This is a genomic window from Vibrio ulleungensis, assembly GCF_016900875.1.
GTDB lineage: Bacteria > Pseudomonadota > Gammaproteobacteria > Enterobacterales > Vibrionaceae > Vibrio > Vibrio ulleungensis.
This window is the reverse complement of sequence record NZ_JAFEUM010000004.1, coordinates 262,436-285,902: the sequence shown is the minus strand read 5'-3', so window position 1 is coordinate 285,902 and position 23,467 is coordinate 262,436. Positions and strand designations below refer to the sequence as shown.

Sequence of the window (23,467 nt, the reverse complement as noted above, 5' to 3'; positions counted from 1 at the left end):
TTGTGCCGAGCGCAGCGAGGCTTTATTTTGTCCGCTTGATTTATTTGTTAGCACTTGGCTAGAGCTTCAAGAGCTACCTCCCTCGACTCTTCAAACAAAATCCGGTTTCCACGATTACATTCAACTATAAAAGATTTTAAAGCGGTACTATTGAAGTGCGAGTTTTCACCTACAATAGCAAGCTGCATGTCGTAATTTGAGAATTTTTGAAGAATCTCACCAGCTAGTTTCGTTTTCAAATCAAAGAACTCAATAGCAAGGTGTTCAGTTCTTACAACCAGTTTTCTTGATCCTTGATAACTTACATTGCCAATCAAGTCTAATGCATCATTCAAGTTATTAACGACGGTTCCATTAGCGGAAACTTCACAGATAGTTACACCATCGATGTTAATCAGTTTTATTTCCATGACTAGATCCCTATGCAGGTTTATGGAGTGCTACCAGCTTATAAGTGCGCGTGCTCACTTTTACCCGGACGCCATTGACCAATAATCTATCATAACCATATGAAAATTAATGCCAATTACAGCTTGATGTTCGATATCCTTCACATAAAAATGAGCGGTCCCACTAACTCACTTTCACCACGCCGGATTTTTCTAGGACGCACTGTACAATCCATTGATTAAATTAAATATTTTATAATCTTTGCAACGAAAAGACGAATCATAGACGTGCAAAAACGAGAACTCTTTCAATTCACTCAACAATAACTAGAGGTTTCTGGTTCATAACGTCGGCGACTTTGGTCGCCTTATAGTGTCGAAAACGGGACCACTGCCAACACCCTGTCTGCACCATTTCGAAACCGCTTTACTTTAAATTAGCTTTAGCTAATATATGTGGTCACATAACAAATTAGAGAGAACCTTATGGCGTGGATAGATAACTTAAGTTGGCCGCTGCTTCTGCTTGCCGGTGGATATCTAGTATTTGCTCCTTTCTTTCCCGAGCCTCATATTGTCGAAAAGCTGCGTATGTTAACGCAAGGGAACTTAGTTAAGCCTATCGATATTTTCGATCTGCTTATGCATGCATCTCCTATAGTATTGATCGCTCTCAAGGCCTATAGGCAGTTTACCTAAACAAAGTAAATAGCTCGTTTAGCTTACACTCCCCTTCACATTTTTAATCCCATTGGTCGCCAATTGTGCTGAGTTACCGTATCGTTGTTTGGTGTAGTAACTGAACATGGATGAAGGTGAGACGGCCAATGCAAATCGAGATGAATCAACTGACTATAGAGCGTGGCTTGCGCTCGCTTTCTATTGGGCATTGGACAATCCAACCTCAGCAGTCATGGGGAGTGTTTAGTAGTGAAGGTGATATTGGTTCGCTGCTTGGGGCTCTAATATGTGGCGAATTTACGCTTGATAAGGAGTGTTTTAATGCTTCTTCCACGCGTGTTGCACAGGTCTCTTTGCTAGAACAACAACGTCTGTTAGATGAAGAGCTGGCCAAAGAAGACACCGACTTTATCGACCGCATAGATACAGGAACCAGTGTTGAACAGCTGATCTTTAGACAGTGTGAAGACCACGAACTAACACAAAAGCTACTTGGCGAGCTCGATTTAGAGCATCTTGCGCGATCAGGATTTCGGGTGCTGTCTACAGGCGAAACGAGGCGGGTGATGTTGGCTCGGGCACTGGCTACCAAGCCCGAATTTATTGTTTTGGATAACCCATTTGTCGGATTAGATGTGGCGCATCGACAGTCTCTGGCCCAGTATTTACAAACACTCGCCCAGCGCGTGCAGATGATAGTAACGTTAAATCGCGAAGAAGACATTCCCGACTGGATCGAACATATTGCTTTGTTTAACCACGGCGCGTTGGACAGCACTATGGACCGTCAGCAATGGGACAGTCACCCGGTGATCAACCAACTGAAAGCGCAGTCGCAAGCTCACAGTGAGCAGATGATGGACCTCATCCGTAGCCATCAGCACAATAGCGAATTTCAAAATCCAATATTTGAGCTAAAAAATGGCAAAGTAGCCTATACCGATAAAACCATCTTTGATGAGCTTAATTGGCGCATCGATCGTGGTGAACACTGGCAAATTAAAGGCCCTAATGGATGCGGCAAAAGTACTTTGTTGGGACTCATCTTTGGCGATCACCCTCAATGTTACAGCAACGATATCCATATATTTGGAAACAAGCGGGGAAGTGGGGAAACCATCTGGGAGATCAAGCAAAATATTGGCATGGTATCTTCGGCCTTACACCTGCAATACCGCGTCAGCTGTAGTGCGTTGGAGGTGATACTATCGGGCTTTTACGACTCTATCGGACTCTACCAACAACCGAGCAAAAAAGAGCAGCTAGTGGCGAGGGAGTGGCTACAAATGTTGCACATGGATGGACTGGCCAACACCTCGTTTAAGCAACTTGACTATAGCCAGCAACGGCTGTTGTTAATTGCTCGCGCATTGGTTAAACAGCCCGCGCTGCTTATTTTGGATGAACCTTATCAGGGGTTGGATTATCTCGGCCGTCGTCTGGTCAAAAATACCCTTGAGCTGATTGCTCGTGAACACCTTAGCCAATTGCTTTATGTGTCTCATTATGAAGGTGACAGTTTGGACAGCATCAAAAATGCGCTTGAGTTTGTATTTGATGATAGCGCGCAGTGCTATAAGGCACTGGTCACGACGCTCAATTAAGTCCCAAAATAGACATCGCTGCGCTCGGGTAACCAAAGCGGATAGTTTTTCATCACTTTAGAAAACTCGGCACAGGTTAAATAACGTTGCAACCATGCGTCCAAACTAGTGAGGGATGAGTGTTTAAACCACTGTTTGTCTATGCGGGCAAATTTTCTGATAAACGGCATTACTGCGATGTCGGCGAGCGTTTCTTGATCTGAGAATAGGTATCGGTTGAGCCGAAGCCTTTGTTCTAGGGCCTGCAAGTAGTGTTCGCAAGCCTCTCGCCGCTCAAGCATGTTGTCTTCGTGATACCTTTTTGCGCAGCTAAATGCATTGCTTAGCGGAATTAACTGCCTTTCAATTTCGGCAATGAACGCAAGCATTTTTGGTAATGCCGTCGAGTCGTTGGACATTAGTAAGTTGTCAGGATCATTACTCGATAAAGCCCATAGCATGATCTCCAAACTTTCATCAATGACTTCGGTGCCTATTTCGGGCGCGCCATCGTGTATTACTAACACAGGGACGGTACCTTTGGCAGATGCTTGCAACAGTTCATCGGGCTTGTTGTTAAGTTTAATGGCGCGAATCAAAACCGACGTACGTGACTTGAAAATCGCATACCGAGCTCGCATCGCGTAGGGGCAGTTTTGCAGTGAATAAAGTATTGGGGTCATTTACGCTCTTTATATTTAGTCTATCACCATTAATTGAAAAGGCGGTTTGCAGCGCCTTTTCAAGAGTGTGTCATAGTCATTGATAAAGCGCTGACTCAAAGCATTCGCAGGCTCAATAAGGGCTAGGTGTATCGTGAAAATGCGTCACACATGCGTGAAAGCCCTTCTTCTAGCATCGATTGGGGGCATGCGAGATTGAGTCGTTGCCAGCCTTTGCCTGTTGCGCCAAATGCACGTCCACCTTCTAACAATATGTTAGCTTCTTTTATCATGATCTCATCGATTTTTTTGTCGGTAAGATCGAGACTGCGAAAATCCAGCCACGCAAAGTACGTACCTTGTGGAATACTCATTTTCACAACCGGTAGATGCTGCTCAAGGTAGGCTTTGGTGAAAGCAAGGTTATCGTCAATCACCTGCCGCAATTCATCCACCCAGTGATCGCAATGAGTGTACGCAGCTTGGACTGCAGCCATAGAAATTGGGTTAGGCAAGGTGACTCGCACAACCTTATCCCATTGTGCTTTTAGCTCATCGTTTTCAAATAGGGTATGGCTGATGTGCATACCCGCGAGGTTGAACGTTTTGCCCGTACCATTGAGAGTGACAATGTGGCTTGAATCAACTGCCGCTTTAGCTGTTGGGATATGTTGGATGCCAATGCGAGTTAAGTCTGCGTGGATTTCGTCAGAGACTAAGACAACGTCATTGCGCTGGCAAATATCGCTGATGTGAGATAGCTCGTCAGCGGTCCATACACGGCCTACAGGGTTATGAGGTGAGCACAATAGCATCATGGTGGTGGTGGGTTCGCTGGCGAGCGTTTCAAGCTGGTCGAAATTCATAAAGTATTGACCATTGTCTTCCACCAGCGGGTTATCCACCAAGGTGCGCTTGTGTTTTTTGATCAATTCGGCAAACTGATGATACACAGGCGATTGAATAATGATCCCGTCACCAGGATTGCTGGCAATATTGATGAGGGTTGCCAGACCATGTAATGTTCCTGCTGCAATGCGAATATTGCCGGTGTCTACTTGCCAGTCAAAGCGACGCTCTAACCATTGTTGAGTGCGTTCAAAATAGTCAGCATTTGGCGCGGAGTAACCAAAGGTTAGCCTATCGACTTCTGTCTTCATCGCATGAATGATTTCTGGAGCGACGTCAAAGTCCATATCAGCAACCCAAAATGGCAATGTTTGGTCGTTCGCGTATTTGGACCACATGCTCATGGCAGACCACTTGATGGAAAACGTCTCTTTTCGTTTTGGTGCTTGAGTAAAGTTGTAGTTCATTTGGGTCCACTTCTAACATTGAGGTTGTCGATTGCAGTGCTGCAATTTTAAGCCAACAGAGCGGGTAATCCGACGGTTAGACTCATGTAAGCCAGGATGATTCACATCACCTAAGCAATTGGCTAGGCACGGTTTATGTCGTTCACATTAATAGTAAATAGTTGTTTTTACAATCGCTAATCAGGACACACCCAATCAGTTTTAAAGAGAAAAATACCGATCTAGAAATGCTGATCTAGCAATGGCGCACTAGTTTGGCGCTATCTAGATGCTGCCCTAAGCACGGCTTGTTGTTTGAGAAACACTGTATTTTGAGGTGCGATTGTACAACTTATGAAAGGCGCACTTGAGTATAAGTATTAACGATTTTATTCAGTACCCAAGGGTTTGTCTCACTCGCAAACTCGTCAAAATGAGGGCTGCTCAAATGGAGATCATAGCCCTCGACCGAGGTATATACTTCGTAGATAAACACTTCTCGGCTATTGCCACTAATACTTACATCAAATTGTAGAAGATGCTGTTCACTATTAAGGCTTGTCAGTGCATGAGGCTTTAACGCTTCGACAAAACTTAAAAAATGGATAGGCTCAATTTCAAACGTTACAGTAACAACAAACATGACACACTCCCTATGCTAGTGTTGGTTGCAAAACACCAGCGCAGACAAATTGCGAGCGCTGGCGTTAAGCTTTGAGCATAGCAGCTAGGCGCGCTACTGGCTCAGTTTTGAACATGAGTTTTAGCAGGGGTTATGGGCATAGTTTATGAGCATGGTTTATGATCATAGGTTTTGATACCGATATCGCGTCATTTCTTCGGTTAATAGACCACAGGGTAACCGTGCAATGGGTGCGGCATCACGTTGACGCTGTGGTGATACACACGCTCAATACTCATAGGTGTTAAGGCTTGCAAAGGAGCACCGTTTTCTACGATCTGCCCGCCATCGAGCAGAACGATTCTGTCTGCGTATTGGGCTGCAAGATTGAGGTCGTGCAGTACCACCACCACAATGCCTCCTGCATGAGCAATTTCTTTGGCGATGGTTAAGGTGCGATGTTGATGCTGTATATCGAGTGCTGAGGTTGGCTCGTCCATCAATAGAACTTTATCTCGGCCGCTCTGCTCTAGCTGCGTGAGCACACGCGCAAAATGCACGCGCTGTTTCTCGCCACCAGATAAGGTTGGATAACTGCGATCGGCAAGGTGGTACACATCGCACTTCATCATATTTCGACACACAATGTGATTGAGTTGAACCTTTTCTGCAGATAACCCTAATCCGCCAAGCTCAACGACTTCTCTGACCGTAAAGTTAAACGTTAGTTGACTGTGTTGAGGTAACACGCCCAACTGTTTTGCTAAAGCATGGGAAGGCCACTGGTTGAGTGGCTTACCAAACAGTTTGGTGCTTCCGGAAAATGGTACTTCACTGGTAAAGGTTTTGAGCAGTGAGCTTTTTCCCGTGCCATTGGGACCAAGTAAAACGGTTAATTCACCTTTATGAAGGCTCAGATTGACACGATCGAGCAGTTGTCGCCCACCCAGGTTCACACTAACATCATGTAACGAGAGCTGATCGTTGTCTTGATTACTAGGATCAAAAGAGGCTCTATCGCTGCCAAATTTCAATCGACGGCGCTTAAAGGTGTTGTGAATTGAGTTGTACAGTGCAGACACCATTAGAGTTTTCCTTTTTGGGTGATTAGCAGCCATAAAAAGAATGGCGCGCCTAGTAAGGCGGTAACGATGCCGACAGGCATATCCAGAGGAGCGACAATACTGCGTGCGAGCATATCGGCAATCAGCAATAAAATTGCGCCCAGTAAAGCTGACACCGGCAGCAATGCACGGTGATTAGGACCTATTAACATACGTCCCAGATGGGGAACGATCAGTCCAATAAATCCAATCATGCCTGCCAGTGAGACGGTCACACCAACTCCAAATGCGGTAAGGATGATCAGGCGGCGTTTCAGGCTTTGAACATTTATGCCCAAATGGCGTGCTTCGGACTCACCGAGCAGCAGTGCATTGAGCTTGTCGGCATCGCGTCGAAACGCTAAATAGAGCAGTGCAAGTGAGCCAAATGCCAGCCACAGCGAGCTAGGCGTCGCTCCGGCAAGTGAACCCATTGTCCATAAAGACAGATCGCGCAGCGCTTGATCATCGGCAAAGTAGTTGAGAAGCCCCAGCGCCGCACCAGATATTGCACCAATGGCGACACCTGCTAGCAGCATCATAGTAACGGAAGTGCCGTTTTTACTGGTACCAAGTTTATACACAATGATGGTGGTGAGGCTGCCGCCAATAAAAGCAAACAATGGTACTGTACCCATCAACAAAAGCACTGGATACGCTGCCGCAATTGAGCCAAATAGCACTATGGCGATGGCAGCGCCAAGGGCGGCACCCGACGACACACCGATGATCCCAGGATCAGCCAATGGGTTTCTAAATAGCCCTTGCATCACTGCGCCGCAAAGCGCCAATATCCCACCGACCGCAATGGCCAATAGCGTTCTTGGCAGCCTGACTTGCTGGATCACCATGGTGATGTGTGCAGGAATTTCGTCCATCGAAGTCATTGGCAAAAGGGCGCGCAGACTGTCAGTAACGCTAATGTTCATTGGGCCGACACTGATCGAGGTAACCATCGCTAGATAGAGCGCGATCCCGGTAATGATCAGCAATACTGTTGGAGACACTAATCTAGAATGATTCATAACGGTCCTTTAGAGCCTGAAAGTAACAAAAACGCGACGTGTTTATGGGTGAAAACGCTGATAAAGCGACTCTGAAAGCGCGATGCTTTCTAGCCCTAACCCGCCAATAATGGCACTGCTACTAATTGGGACAATCTGGCCTTTGCTGCCCGCTGGCGTGGCAGCAAGCAAAGGAAACTCTTTTAGAATGCCTTCAACACCGCCCAAGGATTCCCATGCGCGCTCTGCCACGAGTAGGTAGTCAGGTTGCATCTCGACGATGGCTTCAGCAGAAAGCGGCTTGTAGGAGGTCATTTGATCGTGTGCTGGATTTTCAGCCCCCGCGTAATTGATGATGGTATCGATAGTCGTTTCACGGCCAGCGATAGTGGCAGGTCGACCTTTTGATAACATGGCAAATAGAACACTTGGCTTGTCGGCAATATCGCGCTGCTCAAGGGTGGCAAATTGCTGTTGTAAGGTTGCCTTTAACTCTGATGCTTCGCTGTCGGTACCTGTAAGCTGGCTTATCACGTCGATGCGTTCATAAAGGTCTTCTTTGGTGTCGCCTGATGGCACAGTTACTACATTGACTTGCGCGTTATTGAGTAGAGTCAAGGTGTGCTCCGGTCCCATCTCATTTGAACCAATAAGGTGAGTTGGATTAAGTGCGAGCAGCCCTTCAGCAGACAGCTGTCGGTGATAGCCAACCTGCGGGAAAGCACCTTCTTTATCCATATTGCGGCTAGTCACATCGATAGCAACCAGTTGCTGCTCTGCGCCCAATGCAAATAGCAGTTCGGTAATGCTTGAGCCCGCACTAATGAGTCGGTTATTGGTCGCATCATTGTGAATGTTTTCGTTCGCGTTAACGGATGCACCGAATGCAAAAGTGGTTAGGCAAAGTAGGGAGATAAGTTTGTTCATTAGGACTCTTCCATAAGAATTTGAGTAGCAGGAATATTGTGTTTTTGTAGAAAGGCCAGCACTTTTAGCATTGCTTCTACATTAGCGTTTTTGTCTGCGGCGATGACGATCTCTTGATCTGGATGCTGCTTTCTATGTTCAGTTATCGCCCGCGTAAAACTCGCCCAATCGTCGTTGGGTGTACCATCGATTGACCAGGGTGTTTGGGAGTCAGCAATACCGATGGTGAGTACAGCGGTGTCAGGTTTACTGAGCACAGCGCCGTCTTGAGTTTGTGGAATATCCACATTAAGCGTGTGCACCGCTACATTTGCGGTTAGCATCAGAAATACCATCACAATGAAAATAATGTCGAGTAGGGGGGTCAGATCTGGCCGGCTCTCTTCATGCTCAAAGTTTGAATGCGAATGGATCATGCGTTGACCTCAGAAGTGCGCTGGGCTTGCGCCATAAAGCGAGTGGTCTTTGACTCACTGTCGGCAGTGTTGCTTGCCGCGGGGCAGGTGGAATTGCCCGCATCTTCGGACTGGTGATTTCCTAACGATTGTTTTTCGTTAGACATCGCCTCGACGTAAATACCCTCAATGTGCAAGTTACTGTGGTTTAGGGTGTACTCAATTTTAGAGAGCGTTCTGTCTACCCACATATTCAAAAACTGTGCGCCAGTGATTGCAGGTACAGCGATAATTAGGCCCGCGGCAGTCGTTGACATCGCCAGCCCAAGCCCATCTGCCAACGTAGCTGGGTTAACGTTGCTGGTTAGTGATAGGCCTTTAAACATCTCCATTAGACCCATAACCGTACCTAGCAAGCCTATTAGTGGACTGATCATGCCGATGAGAGAGAGAATTCGGATCCCAGAGCGAAATTGCTGGCGCTTTTTAAACAGCCAAATTGACACCGCTTCTTCACGTAATTGTTTTGGAAAGTGACGATGATTCAGCAACATTCTCATCGATTGAAACATCAATGATCGGCCAGCAAGTTCTTGCTTTACAAAGCGTTCTACATCTTCTGTTTGGTTAAAATCCAAATGATGAATTTTAGACAATATATCGAAGGTTTGGGTACGGCTGTTGAGCAACATATAGATAATGCGCTCGACCAATATTATCGCCGTGATCAACGACATGATGGTCAGTGGCCACGTCATGACACCCAATTGAGAATGTAATTGAGACAGGATGCCTGGAAAAGAATCGAATGGTGTTGGCGTTTGCATAAATAGCTACTTTGGTTAGTTTAATTTGAAATCAATTGGGATATGAACGCGATGCGCGACACTGCGACCATGTTCGTTATGTTTGGCAAATTTCCATTTTTTGATTGCAGCGAGTGCGCTTTTGTCGAGCGACGCATGGCCACTGGATTGGTGTACTGCCGTTTTTACCTGCTTACCTTTGTCGTCAATCCACACTTCGACCACAGTGCGTCCTTGCCAGCCGCGGTTACGGGCGAGACGTGGGTAGCTCACCGGTGTTGGCTTTGCTGAAAATGTGGGATTCGCAATTAACTTAGGTTGAGCACTTTTTGCCGAACTCGTTACTGTGCTCAGAGTCTCTAGCGCCTCAACAGTTTGATCATCGGGCTCTAATTTTGGTTCCGTTTCGGTAACAGCTGCCGTTTGGGAAGAAGGAGTAGCCTCAGTTTTCATTGGATCTGGTTTCTTTTCAGTAACCGTTTTAACAGGCTCTTTGACGACAGTTTGCTGCGGGGATGGTGCCGGCTTTGTGTCTACTTTTTCAATTACTGGCTTGGATTTTACCGCTGGCTCTATCGGTTCTACAGGTGCTTTCTTTGGTACAGGCTTACTGACGACAGGCTCATTTTGCTTTGGCTGCGACTTAGGCAGAGGCTCGGACTTTGGTAAAGTAGGTTGATTACTTTCTACAACTTTAGGCTTATTTTCGGTTACTGGTTCACTGACGGGCGCAGCGGGCTCAATGTTTTCAGCAGCGAGTGGACTCTTTGGTTCTTCGCTTGCGGTCTCTGCGGGGGTTGTAGATGGTTTAGGTGCACTAACAAACTGAACTTGCATCGAGGACTGCCCAGCCAAGGTGTCCATGCTCAGTGTTGTTTCTGGTTTGGCATACGTTAATGCAACACCGTGAAGAGTAAGTGCTGTAAGGGTTGCAATGATGTATCGGGGATAACGCATGAGTCAGGTTGCACACAAATAATAACTGTCAGTGTGGCCATTATCCATAAAATGCAAATGAGATCAAATATCATTTGCATTATCATTTAAAATAAATATGATAGCTCTCAACGAAACATGCAACCCAGTTTCTCTCTATTAACTTGATTGTCTAAACCAATGACTCAAATAGTCGCCGGTCACATACATAAACTTTAGTGCTAGTTATTGCGCTGACGTGTTGTGAACTTACGCATTGGTTGACAACGATTTACGCTTGCGTTGGCAAGGCGAGTGATAGTGAGAAGCTCACAAGAGACTAACTCATGAAAGAGCACATAGTGTTTAATCGCGACGCCCTACAATCGTTACTAGACGATGAATCCGTTGTTGGGCGCTCAACCCCTGATCCTCTGCGTTTCGCGTTTGCTCGAAAAAAAGGTGCGCACGCTGGTGGCATGAGCAAGCCTATCGATCCAAGCTCTGTACAGAGCGCGCTTACTCATGCATTAACAGAGTCTTCACCGGCGCAACCAGCCATTGCTAACGACCGTTGTTTATACATCCATATTCCTTTTTGCCGAGTGCGTTGTACGTACTGCAATTTCTTTCAATACGCCTCCAGCAAAAGCTTAATCGAAGATTACTTTACCGCTCTAGAAGCCGAGCTTATTTACAAAGCCTCGTTTTCTTGGTCGCAAGCCTTTCCGTTTCAGGCGGTCTATGTTGGTGGTGGCACGCCTACCGACCTTTCTGCGGCGCAAATTGAGCGTCTTGGAAAGCTGATCAGAGAGCATTTCCCGCTTACTCCCGATTGTGAAATTACCTTAGAAGGTCGCGTTAATCGATTTAGCACCGAAAAATTTGAAGCGGCTTTAGAAGGAGGCTTCAACCGTTTTTCGTTGGGGGTTCAGAGTTTTGATACTCACGTAAGACGCAAAGCCAAACGCCTCGATTACCAAGAAGTGGTTGTTGAGCATTTATCCACAATGGTTTCGTACAATGCCGCGCCGATCGTGATTGATTTGCTCTATGGATTGCCTTTTCAAACCTTAGATATTTGGCAGCGGGATCTAGAGTTTTATTTGGACTCTGGAGTAGACGGCGTCGACCTGTATCAACTCATTGAAATGCAAAACCTGCCTATGGGGCGTATGGTCGAACAGGGTAAATTACCAGCTCCTGCCGACACGCAAATGAAAGCGACGATGTTCCAAATGGGTGTGGAGTTTATGGCCAAGCATCATCAAAGACGATTAAGCGTTAATCACTGGGCGTCGGGCAATCGTGAGCGCAGTATTTATAACAGTTTAGCCAAGACGTCTGCTGAAGTGCTGCCAATAGGCGCTGGGGCAGGCGGCAACTTTAATGGTGTTAGCGCGATGCAACACCGTGATATGGACGCCTACATTAGCGCCGTGAACTCAAACAGTTTTCCAGTAGGAATGGCTTTTCAATCGCCAATAGGTCATCAAAGCAGCAATACCGTAAAAGCAGCATTCGACCGCGGCGTATTGCGTCGCTCAGAACTTGGACATACATCGGAAGGGCTACTTTTTGATGCGCTATTGCCTCTGTTTGAAGCTTGGCAGCAGCGCGGCCTTGTAAACTTGGAAGAGCACGCACTGTCACTCACTTTAGCGGGCCAATTTTGGTCAGTGACATTGGCGCAAAACCTAATCAGCACAATGGCTAAGTGTACGACCAAGCCAAACAGCCACGCTCCCTCGTCAGACAATGGTGCAGAGGAAGGCAGTAAGAGTGCTCATACAGAAAATCACCACTCAACTCATCATAAAAACGCTTCAAAAGCGGTCGCATAAGGAAACGACATGTACCAGAATCGCAGCAAAGAGCAGACGCTCTATAAAGTCGCAACACTGTTAGAGCAAGACGCTAACGTACCCATTAGCGAAATGGCGAAATCGCTTGAGCAAACTGAGGGTGAAATTACTTTTGTGTTACCAAGCACCATGGTTCACGCCGTCGAAGGTAGTCACGCTCAGACCATTTTAGAGCAGCTTGCTTCTTGGGGTAAAGTGACCACCATCGTGCATTCCTTTGGCTCAATCTTTGAATACAAAGCGCCGTTTCCAAAGGGCAAGGTTGCCCATGGATACTACAATCTAATGGGGCGCGAAGGTGAGCTTCATGGCCACTTGAGGTTGGATCTTATTGAGCATATTGCCATTGTCTCTAAGCCGTTTCGCAAAATGGAAAGTCACTACATTGGATTTTTTGATGCCCAGGGCGAGTGCATATTTAAAGTGTACTTAGGTCGCGACAAAAAACGTCAACTGTTTCCAGAGCAACTTGAACTTCTAGCACAACTAAAAACGGAATTTGCATAAATGAGTACTTCATCATCATCGACCCTTTCCCCAACCCACTCAGCGACGCAAGGCGATCGTTCTGCGATCAAAAAAGAGCGTCTGCAAAATCGGCTGGGGCCAGAGGTGCAAGAGTTTCGTGACTCTAGACAAACTCTGCAACTTGCGACTATTGGCGAGTCGGGTGCTCCGCATGTGAGCTACGCGCCCTTTGCCTTTGACCAGCAGGGTTATTACATCTTAGTGAGCGATTTGGCCGAGCACGGCAAAAATCTAAAACTGAATAAGCGCGTGTCGATAATGATGATTCAAGACGAGAATGAAGCCAAAAGTGTCCACGCGCGTAAAAGGCTAACCTTTGATACTGAAGCGATGCACATAGACAAGGCGTCGGAACATGGGGTAGCGGGTATAGCTGCACTGGTCACTCGATTTGGTGAGATGGCCGAAAACCTCAGTAAGCTAGGTGACTTCAACCTCTACAAACTAACGCCTTCTTCCGGTCGATACGTCAAGGGTTTTGGACAAGCCTTTAATGTATCGGGCAATGATCTTGTCGACTTTTTACACCTCGATGAAGGGCACCTCCAAAACAAAGGGCACCTCCAAGAAGAGAGCTAACCCTGTTAGACGAGTACATTGCTTGCGATAACTCGTCGCTCAACGTCATGAACCTTATTAATAAAGGATTAAACCGGTCGAAAAACGACTGGGGAATTACTACAACCAAAATTTAATGGAACTATGAAATTATGAACAACAAAACACCATTAGCAGTGGCTATTTTGAGTGCATTATCCACCACAGCCATATCGACTTCTTTGTCCGCAGAAGAGGTTTTCACCATGGAATCGGTGACTGTGTCAGCAACGCGTTCTCAAAAAGAGTTAGAAGACACCGCGGCATCGGTAGCGGTTATCTCCGACGACGATATTGAACAGGATATGACGCGCAGTGTTGAAAACTTATTTGATTACACACCAGGTGTAACCGTTGAGGGCGAAGCACGCCAAGGCGTTCAGAGCATCAACGTGCGTGGTATGGAAGGCAACCGCATCAAAATATTGGTAGACGGTGTTTCACAGCCTAATCAATTTAGTAATGGCTCTTACAGCTTCATCAATTCTGGCCGTGTTAACGTAGATACCGATTTACTCAAATCTGTTGAAGTGGTGAAAGGCTCAGCGTCGTCGCTTCAAGGCAGCGATGCAATTGGTGGCGTGGTGGCTTTCACCACAAAAGATCCTGAGGATTTCCTACAAGGCCGCGATATTGGCGGACATGTAAAACTCAATTACTCCTCGGCTGATAACAGCTTCGGCGAGTCTGTGGCTTTGGCAAATCGTTTTGGTGACCTAGAAACCTTGGTGGCCTACTCTCGTCGCGACGGTGAGCAAATCGATAACTTTGGTGAGCCCGATCCTCAAGATTACGACACCAACGACCTGCTCGTTAAGCTTCAATATCAGCTGTCAGATGCACACCGTTTAGAGTTTAGCGGCAGCTACGTCAACAATAATACAAGCTCTGAATTTAGCGACCCGTCATACACAGATTACACCGGTGATGACCGCACTACGCAAACCTCTCTTGGGCTTAAACATATTTGGAACTTAGATCAGAGCTTTGCCGATAGCATCGAATGGCAAGTCAACTGGTTAAGCAAAGAAGAGAACGGCATTACCAACCGTACATCACTAGGCGGTAGCTTCTTCTTACCTCCTGCTGGTAACGTACAAACCAAAGATTACATCTATGGTGACGAAGGTTGGAGTGGTGACATTCAACTGGATAAATCTCTTTACTGGGGCAATAGCGAGCATTACATCGTCTATGGTGCGTCTTTCTCTAATAAAGATATTCACAATACCAATAACGAGTACAACTCAATCAGTGAGGATCAGGTGATTTATTACATGCCAAGTGCCTCAGAAACTCGCTATGGCTTTTTTGTCCAAGATGAAATTACCGCAGGTAACTGGGTAGTGACACCAGGTCTTCGCTTTGACTCGTTCCAAACAAGTCCTGGCGATACTTCCGAGAACCCAAGTGGTAACCCAGATTCTGATTACCAAGACTTTGATGACTCTGCTGTTACTGGTCGTCTGGGTACGGTCTACTCGGTCAACAATGAAAACAAAGTGTTTGCACAGATTTCGCAAGGCTTTAGAGCGCCAGATTTCCAAGAGCTGTATTACTCGTTTGGTAATCCAATGCATGGGTACATCAGTGCACCGAATCCAGATCTAAAAGCCGAAGAGAGTATTTCTTACGAGTTGGGCTGGCGTCACAATGTTGCTTACTCTTCGTCAGAAATCGCAGTGTTCTACAGCGAATACGACAACTTTATTGACTATCAGTTAGTGGATGGAAGTTTTGCGACAATGGACGCTGTCTACCAGTCGATCAACATCGATGAAGCGACCATTAAGGGTATCGAATTTTCTAACCAGTTACTGTGGAACTTCATGCCGATTGAAGGCTTCAGCAGCCGCATCGCTGCCGCATACTCTGACGGCGAAGATGGCGAAAAGAACCCGCTTAACAGTGTAAACCCTTGGAATGCAGTATTTGGTGTGAACTACGATGCGCCACAAGGCACTTGGGGTACTTCTTTGAAACTGGTGTACACCGCAGCGAAAGATGCGAGCGACATCTACACCGAAGAAGGCAGCGACGAAATCTTGCCGATTGACTCGTCGACGGTTCTTGACCTAACCGCTTACTACGTACCAGTGAATAATCTTACGCTGCGCGCAGGTGTATTCAACTTAACGGACCAAGAATACTACAAGTGGAATGATGTACGCGGCTTAACCGAGCGTGACCAAGACTTGACAGCAGCGCGTCGTAACTTTGCATTGACCGCAAAATATGACTTTTAATTTGCTGACTGTGAATTAGGCATCCGATAACTCAGTGCCTATAAACCGCCGCTTTCGTGTAGAGAGCGGCGGTTTTGTGATTGTTAGCCAGTAAACTTTTGGGCACAACTTTTTCTTAACTGCATGCGATCGCTGTGTGAGCGCGCAACGTAAACTGATGTACACTCTATGACTCTTTTCTCAAATTCTCAGACTCAAGGAAGACATGTGAATCAAAACAGCACTCGGGACTATTTTATTTTAGATCGTCAGTGGCTCTATCAGCAAGCCATTGTCCATAAGCGCAAATTAATCTTTGCCAACATCATTGCTTTCTTTGCCACGCTGATCAGTGTTCCCATCCCTATGCTGCTTCCTCTGATGGTCGACGAAGTGTTATTGGACAAACCTGCGCAAGGTGTTGCTGCACTAAACTGGATCTTACTGGACGGCTGGCAGACCCCTGTAGGCTATATCGTTATGGTGTTGATGCTGATTGTGCTGATGCGTATTGGCAGCCAAGCACTTAATATTTTGCAAACTCGGCAGTTCACCTTGGTGTCGAAACAGCTTACCTGTGTCATGCGCCAAAAGGTACTCGATAAACTTGGACGAGTATCGATGCAGCAGTATGAGGAAAAAGGCAGTGGTGGATTAACCTCCCATTTAGTCACCGATATAGAAACTATCGACAAGTTTATTGGCTCTACATTAAGCCGGTTTGTGATCAGTGTATTAACGGTTATCGGCGTTGGCTCAATTCTGCTTTGGCTAAACTGGCAACTTGGCTTGTTTATCATATTGATGAACCCAGTGGTTATCTATTTGTCCCGTAAACTGGGTGAGCGGGTAAAGCACCTTAAGAAAAAAGAGAACCAAGCATTTGAGAAGTTTCAATCTCGATTGGTTGAAACGTTAGATGGTATTTACCAACTGCGCGCGGCCAATAGAGAAAAAGAGTATCTAGAACTGCTCAAGCAAGATGCTGAAGCCATCCGCTTTGATGCAGATAAGTATGCCTGGCAATCGGACGCGGCCAATCGTCTGTCATTTTTGATGTTTTTGATAGGCTTTGAAATTTTCCGTGCTGCCGCGATGATCATGGTGCTGTTTAGTGATTTATCTATAGGTCAGATCTTCGCGGTTTTTGGGTACCTTTGGTTTATGCTTTCACCGGTGCAAGAACTGCTAAGCATTCAATACTCTTGGTATAGCGCTGCGGCAGCCATGAAGCGAATCAATGGTATTCTTGAATTAGACGAAGAGTATCGTCCTCAAGCCACTGTGAATCCTTTTGATGACAAGCGATTAATCGACATTGAGTTTGAAAACGTGAGTTTTTCTTACGATGGTGACCGCAATGTTCTCGATAGCCTCAATTTGTCGATTCCTAAGGGCAAACGTGTCGCGCTCGTAGGGGCTTCTGGTGGCGGTAAGTCTACTTTGATTCAGCTTTTGCTGGGGATCTATCAAAAGCAGAGTGGGGATATCAAAGTTAATGGGCACCCCATTGAAGCCGTCAGCTACGAAGCGCTTCGTGACAAAATGGCAGTGGTGCTGCAGCAACCAATGATTTTTAATGATACCTTGCGCCAAAACTTAACTCTGGGGCGTGATTTTGATGATGAAACCTTGTGGCAAGCTCTTAGAATTGCCCAGTTGAGCGATTTAAAATCGACGCTGTCTAATGGTTTAGATTCAGAAATCGGTCGCCAAGGAGTCCGCTTGTCAGGTGGGCAACGACAACGCCTGGCCATCGCGAGGATGGTGCTTAACGATCCCGATTTGGTCATTTTAGATGAAGCAACATCAGCGCTAGACACTACAACAGAAGCCAATCTTCACATGGCGCTGAATCAATTTTTGCAAGGGCGTACCACGCTGATTGTTGCTCACCGATTATCTGCTGTGAAACAAGCAGACCTTATCTATGTGCTCGAAGATGGCAAAGTGGTGCAATCGGGGACTCACCAAGATCTGCTCAAAGATGATGGTCTCTATCAAACCTTATATGGCAACCTACAAGCGGGTTAGTGTCATAAGACAATATAGTTTTCTCAATTCCAATAAAGTCCGATCTCTTACATTGAAGTTTGTCACATAACCTCTGTCAGTTCGCCTGGCAGAGGTTATGTGCACCGACTATCGCAAACACGTTTGTGCCCCCGTTCCGTGGCAGCGATACTCAACCTCTCAAAACAAAGTGAGTCGGTTTGCCCTACTTTTTCTTATACCATGATAGTTATGAAGCCATTGAGTTTAGCGACGAAATGGCAAAGCACTGATGTTATGAACTGCTTATTGCACCATGTGTGCTGAAGGGTGACGATAGTGAGCGAAACTGAGGGAATCAAGTTGGCTCGTTTTGTTGGCAATTCGGTTCCAGACAACTGAAAATCAATGTGTTAGGGAGGAAAGTGGCTCGGTTTTGTAGGCATTGTGAATCGAAAATCCGAGCTGGCTCGTTTCTTCCACAATTTAGAGTGGTTAATCGTCAGGTTATTTGTGATTATTTAGAAAGTTACAAGGTTATTGTTTGGTGGATCGCTTCTATGAAAACGAACTCGCCTACAAATAAAATGTTATGGCTCACCAAATCCAAAATTGCATCTCATTTTTAATCCATAACTATTGCATGGTTTTTGTGCTTAAGTTATAGCTGTACGATGAATGTCTTCAATCTAGAGATAATTAACGATGAACCAAGCAGATAAGCTAGAGTTTCACTATTACTTTAATGATACGTCACACAACATAGACGCCTTAGTTCGGAATAAATGTGAAACGGAAGTACTAGCTATATTGCTTGAAGCAGCGAACATTTTAGATATTAGTATTGAAGTAAATAGTGAGGTTTTTAGAGAAGGTGGTTTCCGAGAATTCTGGAAACTTCTGGGTGAACATGGCAGTCAAATTACCATTTTACTCGCTATTGTGACTATTGTACTTTCTCGAGTTCCTGTAACTGATCCAGAAATAGAATTGTTAGAGCGTGAAATCAAGAAGCTTACAATTGAAGAGAAAAAGCTGAATATTCAGAAGCTTAAACTTGAACTCAAAGAAAAGTCGGTAGCACAAATTGACCATGAGGTTATTGGTAAAGCAGCTCGTTATGTAGATAAAAACTTAAAAGTAGTTAAGCGTAGATCTAACCTATACACACACTTATCTAGTTACCACAAAGTCGAAGGTGTAGGTATCAATGCAATTTCACCTGATTTCGAACCATTCTCTGATGAACGAAAAATTGAACGTGAAAGTTTTAGGAAATTCATCCTATCTTCAAACAAGTTAAATGCTGACATTGATGATACTGCAAATATAGAGATTGTATCTCCTGTATTAAAAGAAGGTAGGTATAAATGGAAGGGGATCTATGATGAAAAAATAATCACCTTTGATATGCTAGATGCTCAATTTAAAGAAGACGTACTCTTAGAAAAAGTAAGTTTCAAACATGGTTCTTTTATTAACTGTGTTCTTAGAATTAATCGAGAATTAGATGAAGTAGGTGAAATAAAGGTTACTGGTTATGCTGTTTCGACGGTTATAGAAGTCTCTGATGGTATTCAAGTGAGTAAAACGAAACAAGGTAATCAGTATTTACATGCTACGAAATTGGCGCGCTCTCAAGGCGACCTTTTTGCATAGAGCCCTAACAAATTGCTTAAGACTGAATTCGTAAACGCGTGCCGAACTCGCTTCGCTCAGACATGGCACACGTTCACTCACAGCTTATAAGTGCAAGAGCATTACTCATTGATAGGAATTTAGATGGATTTAAGAGCTTTAATTGACGGAATAATAGAGCGGTTACCGCTTGAATACGATCGCAAAGGAATAGAAGCGACAATAAGTCATATTGAAAGGGCTGAAAAGTATTGGTTCATGGCTAGAGAAGGGTTTGATGTCGAGATGTACACAGATGTGGTTTATCGTACAAACCAAGCATTTGAAGGCGCCTTGAAGGAGGCATACTTTGTTTTGGTTGAAAACGCGCCAAAGAAAGTCTCGCCTTTTGAGATTGAAAGCTATCTTGTTGACAATGAAATACTGAAACCCAAGCTGATAGAGGCAGTCCGAAACTACCGCCAAGAATGGAGAAATACTTCAGCTCACGATTACAAACTATTCTTTTCTGAACATGAAGCTTTACTAGCTATAGCTAATGTTTCTACTTTTACAGTTATGTTATTAGAGCAAATTATCGTTAAAGTTAACGAAAATATAGAAAAGCAACGAGTCAGCCAAATGGTTAAGTCCATTCGAGGTTCAATCTCTAATTATGAAAAATTGGATTTTAATAAAAAAGTATATTCAACTCTTGCAAGTTCATATAGCAATTTCTATGAAGTGAAAGATAAGCTTCCCATGAATCAATACGTTGGTAAATTAGCTGGATTTGTTGAAGCAGTTATAGATGAAGCGTCAGTTTCTACAGACGTCGAGCTCGTAAGTGGAACAGGTTTATTTGCTGACTTATTAATTTCGTCATCTACCAATGAGACTGTTGTAATCGAAGTAAAGCAAATGCCAAAACATCAGTCGCTTAATTTGAGCCATCACAATTATGTTGTGAAGCTATTAGATAGGTCAGGCATAAAGCATGGAGCTCTCATGGTAGTGGACAGTACATCCAAAACTGGCAGTTATTCAATCCAGCAAACCATTTTCCCTGATACTTCTGATATCGTGACTATCTTTCCAACTTATGACTAAATTGTACTAAACAAACAAACAAACAAACAAACAAACAAACAAACGTTTACGGTTTCAAGATACTTTTTCTAATCTGATTGAAATAGTTCATAGCAGCACATCTAAAACGCTGTTGTCCAAAAGCTTCTTAGGACTCGATCGATCCTTATTGTCACTCACTAAACTCCACGAGTCGAAGTGGAGGCTTCGTTTTTTGGTCTAGCTCCTAAGACAAAGGGTGAGTTGATTTCACAAGCCAGATAGAATTTCAATAAGCTGTTTTGTTTTATTGATTCGATGTCAGAGGAGGCGCTCAACACCGAGTTTGACTTTTTCGCTGATGCGAGCATAAAAGAGCAGCATTGGAGCCGCGATAGAAATCTTAGAGATGTGCTGCTTCACCTTTATGAATGGCACCAACTATCGATTAAATGGGTAGTTGTTTGGGTGCTATCCTAAGATGTAATAGTTCATAAGCGAACGGTAAACTGAACCGTTTGACTTAGGAAAACAACACAAGGAGCTGTGATGGCTGGATCGGAACAAGCGCAACAGATTCTGAAAGAGTTGGCGGGTTATAGCAAAATGGGCGAGATTAAAAAACTTGCCAAGACCATTAAGAAAGATCATTCGTTGGCTTTGGAGTTATGGGCGACCGCGCTCTATTTCCCTCGCCTTTTGGCGGTACTAATTTTCGACAAAAAGCAGTTGAGCGAGGAAAGTATCAATACCATTGCTACCGATCTTGCGTCGCACCCAGAAGATGAGAGAAATATGCTCAGCGATTGGCTTTTAGCCAATCAACTGACCAAAGATAAGGCGCTGACGACTTTGTTACTGAACTGGCAGCAATCGTCTGTCCCTCTGCTTCGTCGCTGGTTTTGGTATCATCAAGCTCGCCTAAGGTGGACGGGTAAAACACTTCCAATAGACAACAGTGCGCAGCTACTGGACTATCTTGATGCTCATTTAGCGGATGAAGAAGCGCAAGTGCAGTGGGCGATGAATTTTTGCGCTGGCTGGATTGGTATTTTTGAAGCAGCACATCGACAGCGCTGTATTGAACTGGGAGAGCGAGTCGCCCTCTATAAAGATGAGAAAGTCTCAAAAAACTGCACTCCCTCTTATCTTCCAGAGTTCATTCGTATTGAAGTTGGCAAGAGAGGGGATTGATAATCAGTTACGGCTGCCACACGACGGCGGTTTAATGGCCTTTATTGCAAGAAATTAGGGCTATCCGCTGATTTCTCTGGCAACTAAGAGTAGAATGCTTCAGGTTTTAGGCATTCGCCAAACGTTTATCCATGGAATTAAGGATCATTATGTCGGCTACAGACTACCTCAATCAGTTAAATCACACATACCTCAGCATTCACAGAACCAAAGAGGACTTTTTCTGGGAAACCTATATGGGGATCAGCGACGATCATTCGGGTTCGACTAAAGCGCAAACCCAGTGGACCGACTTTTTGAGTGACGCCAGTCAGATTGAAAAAGTCAAAGCGCAGTTGCTTGCAGCAGAAGAGATTGCCGACGACAAAATAAAAGCATCAACCATTCAAGGCCTAACCGGCTGGCTTAATATGTTTAAGTCGCATGCGATTGAAGGCGAAGAAGCACAAGCACTTAAAACAAAATTGATCCAATTTGAAGCAGATCTGTTTGAGAAAAAACAGGCTCATCAGCAATTTTTCGTTAATGAGCAAGGTGAGCAGGTTGAAGGCTCATTGCCTGTTTTAGCATCGACCATTCGTGCCAACAGTTCTGAGGCGGTCCGCCAATCGGCCCACCAAGCTTTACTGGATCTTGAGCAATGGTTACTAGTCAATGGCTTTTTAGAGCTTGTGAAGCTGCGTAATCAGTTTGCGCGCTCTTTGGGCTACAACAGCTTTTTCGATTACTCGATCGAAAAGACCGAAAATATGACCACGGAACAGCTATTCACCATTTTGGATGACTTTGAAGTTCGCACTCGTGATGCGCATCAACGCAGTTTAAAAGAGTTGGCCGAGAAGAAAGGTGAACAAGCCCTTAAAGGGTATAACTTTAATTACTCGTTTGCTGGCGATGTCATGCGTGAGCTTGACCCATACGTACCTTTTTCTAAGTCTTTACGCCGTTGGGTGGAGTCGTTTGGTCGTCTGAATATCGATTACTCTGGCGCAGAGCTTTGCCTTGATCTGTTGGATCGAAAGGGCAAATACCCTAACGGTTTTTGTCACGGGCCTGTTCCTTCGTTTGTGGATCAAGGTGAGTGGGTTCCCGCAAAAGTGAACTTCACCAGTAACGCAAAACCGGATCAGGTTGGCAGCGGCTTTGATGGAATTAATACTCTGTTTCACGAAGGCGGGCACGCTGCACACTTTGCCAATGTTAAGCTAAATTCACCAAGCTTTTCTCAAGAATTTGCCCCAACTTCAATGGCTTATGCCGAAACGCAATCCATGTTTTGTGACTCGCTGCTCACTGATGCTGATTGGCTAAAACAGTATGCGATCAATGACCAAGGTGAAGCGGTTCCAGATAGCATCATTAAGTCGATGATCGAAAGTCGCCAGCCATTCTCTGCGTATCAAGAGCGCAGTATCTTGGTGGTGCCTTACTTTGAACGTGCCCTTTATGAGTTGAGCGACGAAGAGCTGACTCCAGAGCGCGCAACCTCGCTTGCACGCGAATGTGAGTTAGACATTTTGGGCATTGAGTGTAGCCCGCGCCCACTAATGGCCATCCCACACTTACTGTCTGATGAAGCGGCCTGTGCCTACCAAGGTTATTTGCTGGCTCACATGGCGGTTTACCAAACTCGTGCCTACTTCACCGAGAAGTTTGGCTATTTGACCGATAACCCAGAAATTGGCCCATTGCTGGCACAACACTACTGGAAACCTGGTAACAGTGTGTCTCATGATGACACCATCCGTGCGCTTACTGGCGAAGGATTTAACGCTAAGTATTTAGCGGATGCCTGTAATCAAACGGTTGAACAAGCATGGGACAGTGAGAAGCAAAAGATAGCAGCAATTTCAACGCGTACTCAAGCGGTGCCCGCGTCGCTGAATGCGTCGATTGAAGTGGTCGATGGGGCGAAACAATTGGCGATCAATACAGAGTCAGACAGCGCTATGTGCGATGCGTTTGAACAGTTTATTGTTGAGCAATATGGGCGCTAATG

The 23,467-nt window shown here is 45.2% G+C and carries 22 protein-coding genes; 12 read left to right on the top strand and 10 right to left on the bottom strand.

Features of this window, described 5'->3' with window-relative positions; translation table 11 throughout:
• Nucleotides 1-47: 47 nt before the first annotated feature.
• Complete coding sequence (locus JQC93_RS12135; RefSeq protein ID WP_205158711.1) at nucleotides 48-410, bottom strand: DUF4180 domain-containing protein; 363 nt, start codon at nucleotides 408-410, stop codon at nucleotides 48-50.
• Nucleotides 411-875: 465 nt separating this feature from the next.
• On the opposite strand from JQC93_RS12135, the gene JQC93_RS12130 reads away from it, so the two are divergent.
• On the top strand, nucleotides 876-1,088 hold the full coding sequence (locus JQC93_RS12130) for a hypothetical protein (RefSeq protein WP_205158710.1): 213 nt from the start codon (nucleotides 876-878) through the stop codon (nucleotides 1,086-1,088).
• Nucleotides 1,089-1,216: 128 nt separating this feature from the next.
• On the top strand, nucleotides 1,217-2,674 hold the full coding sequence (modF, locus tag JQC93_RS12125; RefSeq protein ID WP_205158709.1) for a molybdate ABC transporter ATP-binding protein ModF: 1,458 nt from the start codon (nucleotides 1,217-1,219) through the stop codon (nucleotides 2,672-2,674).
• On the opposite strand, the gene JQC93_RS12120 is transcribed toward modF, so the two are convergent.
• From JQC93_RS12120 to JQC93_RS12080, 9 genes are all read right to left on the bottom strand, one after another.
• Nucleotides 2,671-3,336 (bottom strand): glutathione S-transferase N-terminal domain-containing protein, encoded by a 666-nt coding sequence (locus JQC93_RS12120; protein WP_205158708.1) that lies wholly within the window; start codon nucleotides 3,334-3,336, stop codon nucleotides 2,671-2,673. The two genes, modF and JQC93_RS12120, sit on opposite strands and share 4 nt — an antisense overlap.
• 122 nt (nucleotides 3,337-3,458) lie before the next feature.
• Entirely contained in the window at nucleotides 3,459-4,631 is a 1,173-nt protein-coding gene (locus tag JQC93_RS12115; protein ID WP_205158707.1) for a MalY/PatB family protein, read from the bottom strand.
• A gap of 331 nt (nucleotides 4,632-4,962) precedes the next feature.
• Nucleotides 4,963-5,253 carry a putative quinol monooxygenase gene (locus JQC93_RS12110; RefSeq protein WP_205158706.1) on the bottom strand — a complete coding sequence of 97 codons (291 nt, stop codon included), beginning with the start codon at nucleotides 5,251-5,253 and terminating at the stop codon, nucleotides 4,963-4,965.
• Between the two features lie 200 nt (nucleotides 5,254-5,453).
• The gene (locus JQC93_RS12105) at nucleotides 5,454-6,317 is read right to left on the bottom strand and encodes a heme ABC transporter ATP-binding protein (RefSeq protein ID WP_205158705.1); all 864 of its coding nucleotides are present in this window, start codon (nucleotides 6,315-6,317) and stop codon (nucleotides 5,454-5,456) included.
• Nucleotides 6,317-7,360: a FecCD family ABC transporter permease gene (locus tag JQC93_RS12100; RefSeq protein WP_205158704.1), complete on the bottom strand. Its 1,044-nt coding sequence runs from the start codon at nucleotides 7,358-7,360 to the stop codon at nucleotides 6,317-6,319. The genes JQC93_RS12105 and JQC93_RS12100 overlap by 1 nt, the downstream gene beginning before the upstream one ends.
• A 42-nt stretch (nucleotides 7,361-7,402) precedes the next feature.
• Entirely contained in the window at nucleotides 7,403-8,266 is an 864-nt protein-coding gene (locus JQC93_RS12095) for a heme/hemin ABC transporter substrate-binding protein (RefSeq protein ID WP_205158703.1), read from the bottom strand.
• Nucleotides 8,266-8,682 (bottom strand): ExbD/TolR family protein, encoded by a 417-nt coding sequence (locus JQC93_RS12090; protein ID WP_205158702.1) that lies wholly within the window; start codon nucleotides 8,680-8,682, stop codon nucleotides 8,266-8,268. Before JQC93_RS12090 ends, JQC93_RS12095 begins: the two co-directional genes overlap by 1 nt.
• On the bottom strand, nucleotides 8,679-9,488 hold the full coding sequence (locus JQC93_RS12085) for a MotA/TolQ/ExbB proton channel family protein (protein WP_205158701.1): 810 nt from the start codon (nucleotides 9,486-9,488) through the stop codon (nucleotides 8,679-8,681). The genes JQC93_RS12090 and JQC93_RS12085 overlap by 4 nt, the downstream gene beginning before the upstream one ends.
• Before the next feature lie 15 nt (nucleotides 9,489-9,503).
• Nucleotides 9,504-10,424 carry an energy transducer TonB gene (locus JQC93_RS12080; RefSeq protein WP_205158700.1) on the bottom strand — a complete coding sequence of 307 codons (921 nt, stop codon included), beginning with the start codon at nucleotides 10,422-10,424 and terminating at the stop codon, nucleotides 9,504-9,506.
• A gap of 305 nt (nucleotides 10,425-10,729) precedes the next feature.
• On the opposite strand from JQC93_RS12080, the gene hutW reads away from it, so the two are divergent.
• The 10 genes from hutW to JQC93_RS12030 all read left to right on the top strand — a co-directional run bounded on the left by hutW (nucleotide 10,730) and on the right by JQC93_RS12030 (nucleotide 23,465).
• Nucleotides 10,730-12,226: a heme anaerobic degradation radical SAM methyltransferase ChuW/HutW gene (gene hutW / locus JQC93_RS12075; RefSeq protein WP_205158699.1), complete on the top strand. Its 1,497-nt coding sequence runs from the start codon at nucleotides 10,730-10,732 to the stop codon at nucleotides 12,224-12,226.
• Between the two features lie 9 nt (nucleotides 12,227-12,235).
• On the top strand, nucleotides 12,236-12,754 hold the full coding sequence (hutX, locus tag JQC93_RS12070) for a heme utilization cystosolic carrier protein HutX (protein ID WP_205158698.1): 519 nt from the start codon (nucleotides 12,236-12,238) through the stop codon (nucleotides 12,752-12,754).
• Nucleotides 12,755-13,354 carry a heme utilization protein HutZ gene (gene hutZ, locus JQC93_RS12065; protein ID WP_205158697.1) on the top strand — a complete coding sequence of 200 codons (600 nt, stop codon included), beginning with the start codon at nucleotides 12,755-12,757 and terminating at the stop codon, nucleotides 13,352-13,354. It abuts the gene before it with no gap.
• A 131-nt stretch (nucleotides 13,355-13,485) separates the two neighbouring features.
• A complete protein-coding gene (locus JQC93_RS12060) occupies nucleotides 13,486-15,618 on the top strand; it encodes a TonB-dependent hemoglobin/transferrin/lactoferrin family receptor (RefSeq protein WP_205158696.1) in 2,133 nt (710 codons plus the stop codon).
• A gap of 207 nt (nucleotides 15,619-15,825) precedes the next feature.
• Nucleotides 15,826-17,631, top strand: a complete 1,806-nt coding sequence (locus JQC93_RS12055; protein WP_328834557.1) for an ABC transporter ATP-binding protein — start codon at nucleotides 15,826-15,828, stop codon at nucleotides 17,629-17,631.
• A 663-nt stretch (nucleotides 17,632-18,294) separates the two neighbouring features.
• The gene (locus JQC93_RS12050) at nucleotides 18,295-19,248 is read left to right on the top strand and encodes a hypothetical protein (RefSeq protein ID WP_205158694.1); all 954 of its coding nucleotides are present in this window, start codon (nucleotides 18,295-18,297) and stop codon (nucleotides 19,246-19,248) included.
• Nucleotides 19,249-19,371: 123 nt separating this feature from the next.
• Nucleotides 19,372-20,316: a HEPN domain-containing protein gene (locus JQC93_RS12045; protein ID WP_205158693.1), complete on the top strand. Its 945-nt coding sequence runs from the start codon at nucleotides 19,372-19,374 to the stop codon at nucleotides 20,314-20,316.
• Nucleotides 20,317-20,571: 255 nt separating this feature from the next.
• Nucleotides 20,572-20,754 carry a ClbS/DfsB family four-helix bundle protein gene (locus JQC93_RS20500; protein WP_408068606.1) on the top strand — a complete coding sequence of 61 codons (183 nt, stop codon included), beginning with the start codon at nucleotides 20,572-20,574 and terminating at the stop codon, nucleotides 20,752-20,754.
• A 69-nt stretch (nucleotides 20,755-20,823) separates the two neighbouring features.
• Nucleotides 20,824-21,468 carry a DNA alkylation repair protein gene (locus tag JQC93_RS12035; protein ID WP_205158691.1) on the top strand — a complete coding sequence of 215 codons (645 nt, stop codon included), beginning with the start codon at nucleotides 20,824-20,826 and terminating at the stop codon, nucleotides 21,466-21,468.
• A gap of 149 nt (nucleotides 21,469-21,617) precedes the next feature.
• Nucleotides 21,618-23,465, top strand: a complete 1,848-nt coding sequence (locus JQC93_RS12030) for a M3 family metallopeptidase (protein WP_205158690.1) — start codon at nucleotides 21,618-21,620, stop codon at nucleotides 23,463-23,465.
• The last annotated feature ends 2 nt before the right edge of the window (nucleotides 23,466-23,467 follow it).

Bases quoted from the DNA above. Each gene is read 5' to 3' on its own strand.
- JQC93_RS12105 (WP_205158705.1), bottom strand. From the start codon at position 6,317: ATGGTGTCTGCACTGTACAACTCAATTCACAACACCTTTAAGCGCCGT.
- JQC93_RS12085 (WP_205158701.1), bottom strand. From the start codon at position 9,488: ATGCAAACGCCAACACCATTCGATTCTTTTCCAGGCATCCTGTCTCAA.
- JQC93_RS12115 (WP_205158707.1), bottom strand. From the start codon at position 4,631: ATGAACTACAACTTTACTCAAGCACCAAAACGAAAAGAGACGTTTTCC.
- JQC93_RS12045 (WP_205158693.1), top strand. From the start codon at position 19,372: ATGGATTTAAGAGCTTTAATTGACGGAATAATAGAGCGGTTACCGCTT.
- JQC93_RS12135 (WP_205158711.1), bottom strand. From the start codon at position 410: ATGGAAATAAAACTGATTAACATCGATGGTGTAACTATCTGTGAAGTT.
- JQC93_RS12130 (WP_205158710.1), top strand. From the start codon at position 876: ATGGCGTGGATAGATAACTTAAGTTGGCCGCTGCTTCTGCTTGCCGGT.
- JQC93_RS12095 (WP_205158703.1), bottom strand. From the start codon at position 8,266: ATGAACAAACTTATCTCCCTACTTTGCCTAACCACTTTTGCATTCGGT.
- JQC93_RS12080 (WP_205158700.1), bottom strand. From the start codon at position 10,424: ATGCGTTATCCCCGATACATCATTGCAACCCTTACAGCACTTACTCTT.
- JQC93_RS12090 (WP_205158702.1), bottom strand. From the start codon at position 8,682: ATGATCCATTCGCATTCAAACTTTGAGCATGAAGAGAGCCGGCCAGAT.
- JQC93_RS12060 (WP_205158696.1), top strand. From the start codon at position 13,486: ATGAACAACAAAACACCATTAGCAGTGGCTATTTTGAGTGCATTATCC.
- JQC93_RS12030 (WP_205158690.1), top strand. From the start codon at position 21,618: ATGTCGGCTACAGACTACCTCAATCAGTTAAATCACACATACCTCAGC.
- JQC93_RS12035 (WP_205158691.1), top strand. From the start codon at position 20,824: ATGGCTGGATCGGAACAAGCGCAACAGATTCTGAAAGAGTTGGCGGGT.
- hutZ (WP_205158697.1), top strand. From the start codon at position 12,755: ATGAGTACTTCATCATCATCGACCCTTTCCCCAACCCACTCAGCGACG.
- hutX (WP_205158698.1), top strand. From the start codon at position 12,236: ATGTACCAGAATCGCAGCAAAGAGCAGACGCTCTATAAAGTCGCAACA.
- JQC93_RS12100 (WP_205158704.1), bottom strand. From the start codon at position 7,360: ATGAATCATTCTAGATTAGTGTCTCCAACAGTATTGCTGATCATTACC.
- JQC93_RS12110 (WP_205158706.1), bottom strand. From the start codon at position 5,253: ATGTTTGTTGTTACTGTAACGTTTGAAATTGAGCCTATCCATTTTTTA.
- JQC93_RS12050 (WP_205158694.1), top strand. From the start codon at position 18,295: ATGAACCAAGCAGATAAGCTAGAGTTTCACTATTACTTTAATGATACG.
- modF (WP_205158709.1), top strand. From the start codon at position 1,217: ATGCAAATCGAGATGAATCAACTGACTATAGAGCGTGGCTTGCGCTCG.
- hutW (WP_205158699.1), top strand. From the start codon at position 10,730: ATGAAAGAGCACATAGTGTTTAATCGCGACGCCCTACAATCGTTACTA.
- JQC93_RS12120 (WP_205158708.1), bottom strand. From the start codon at position 3,336: ATGACCCCAATACTTTATTCACTGCAAAACTGCCCCTACGCGATGCGA.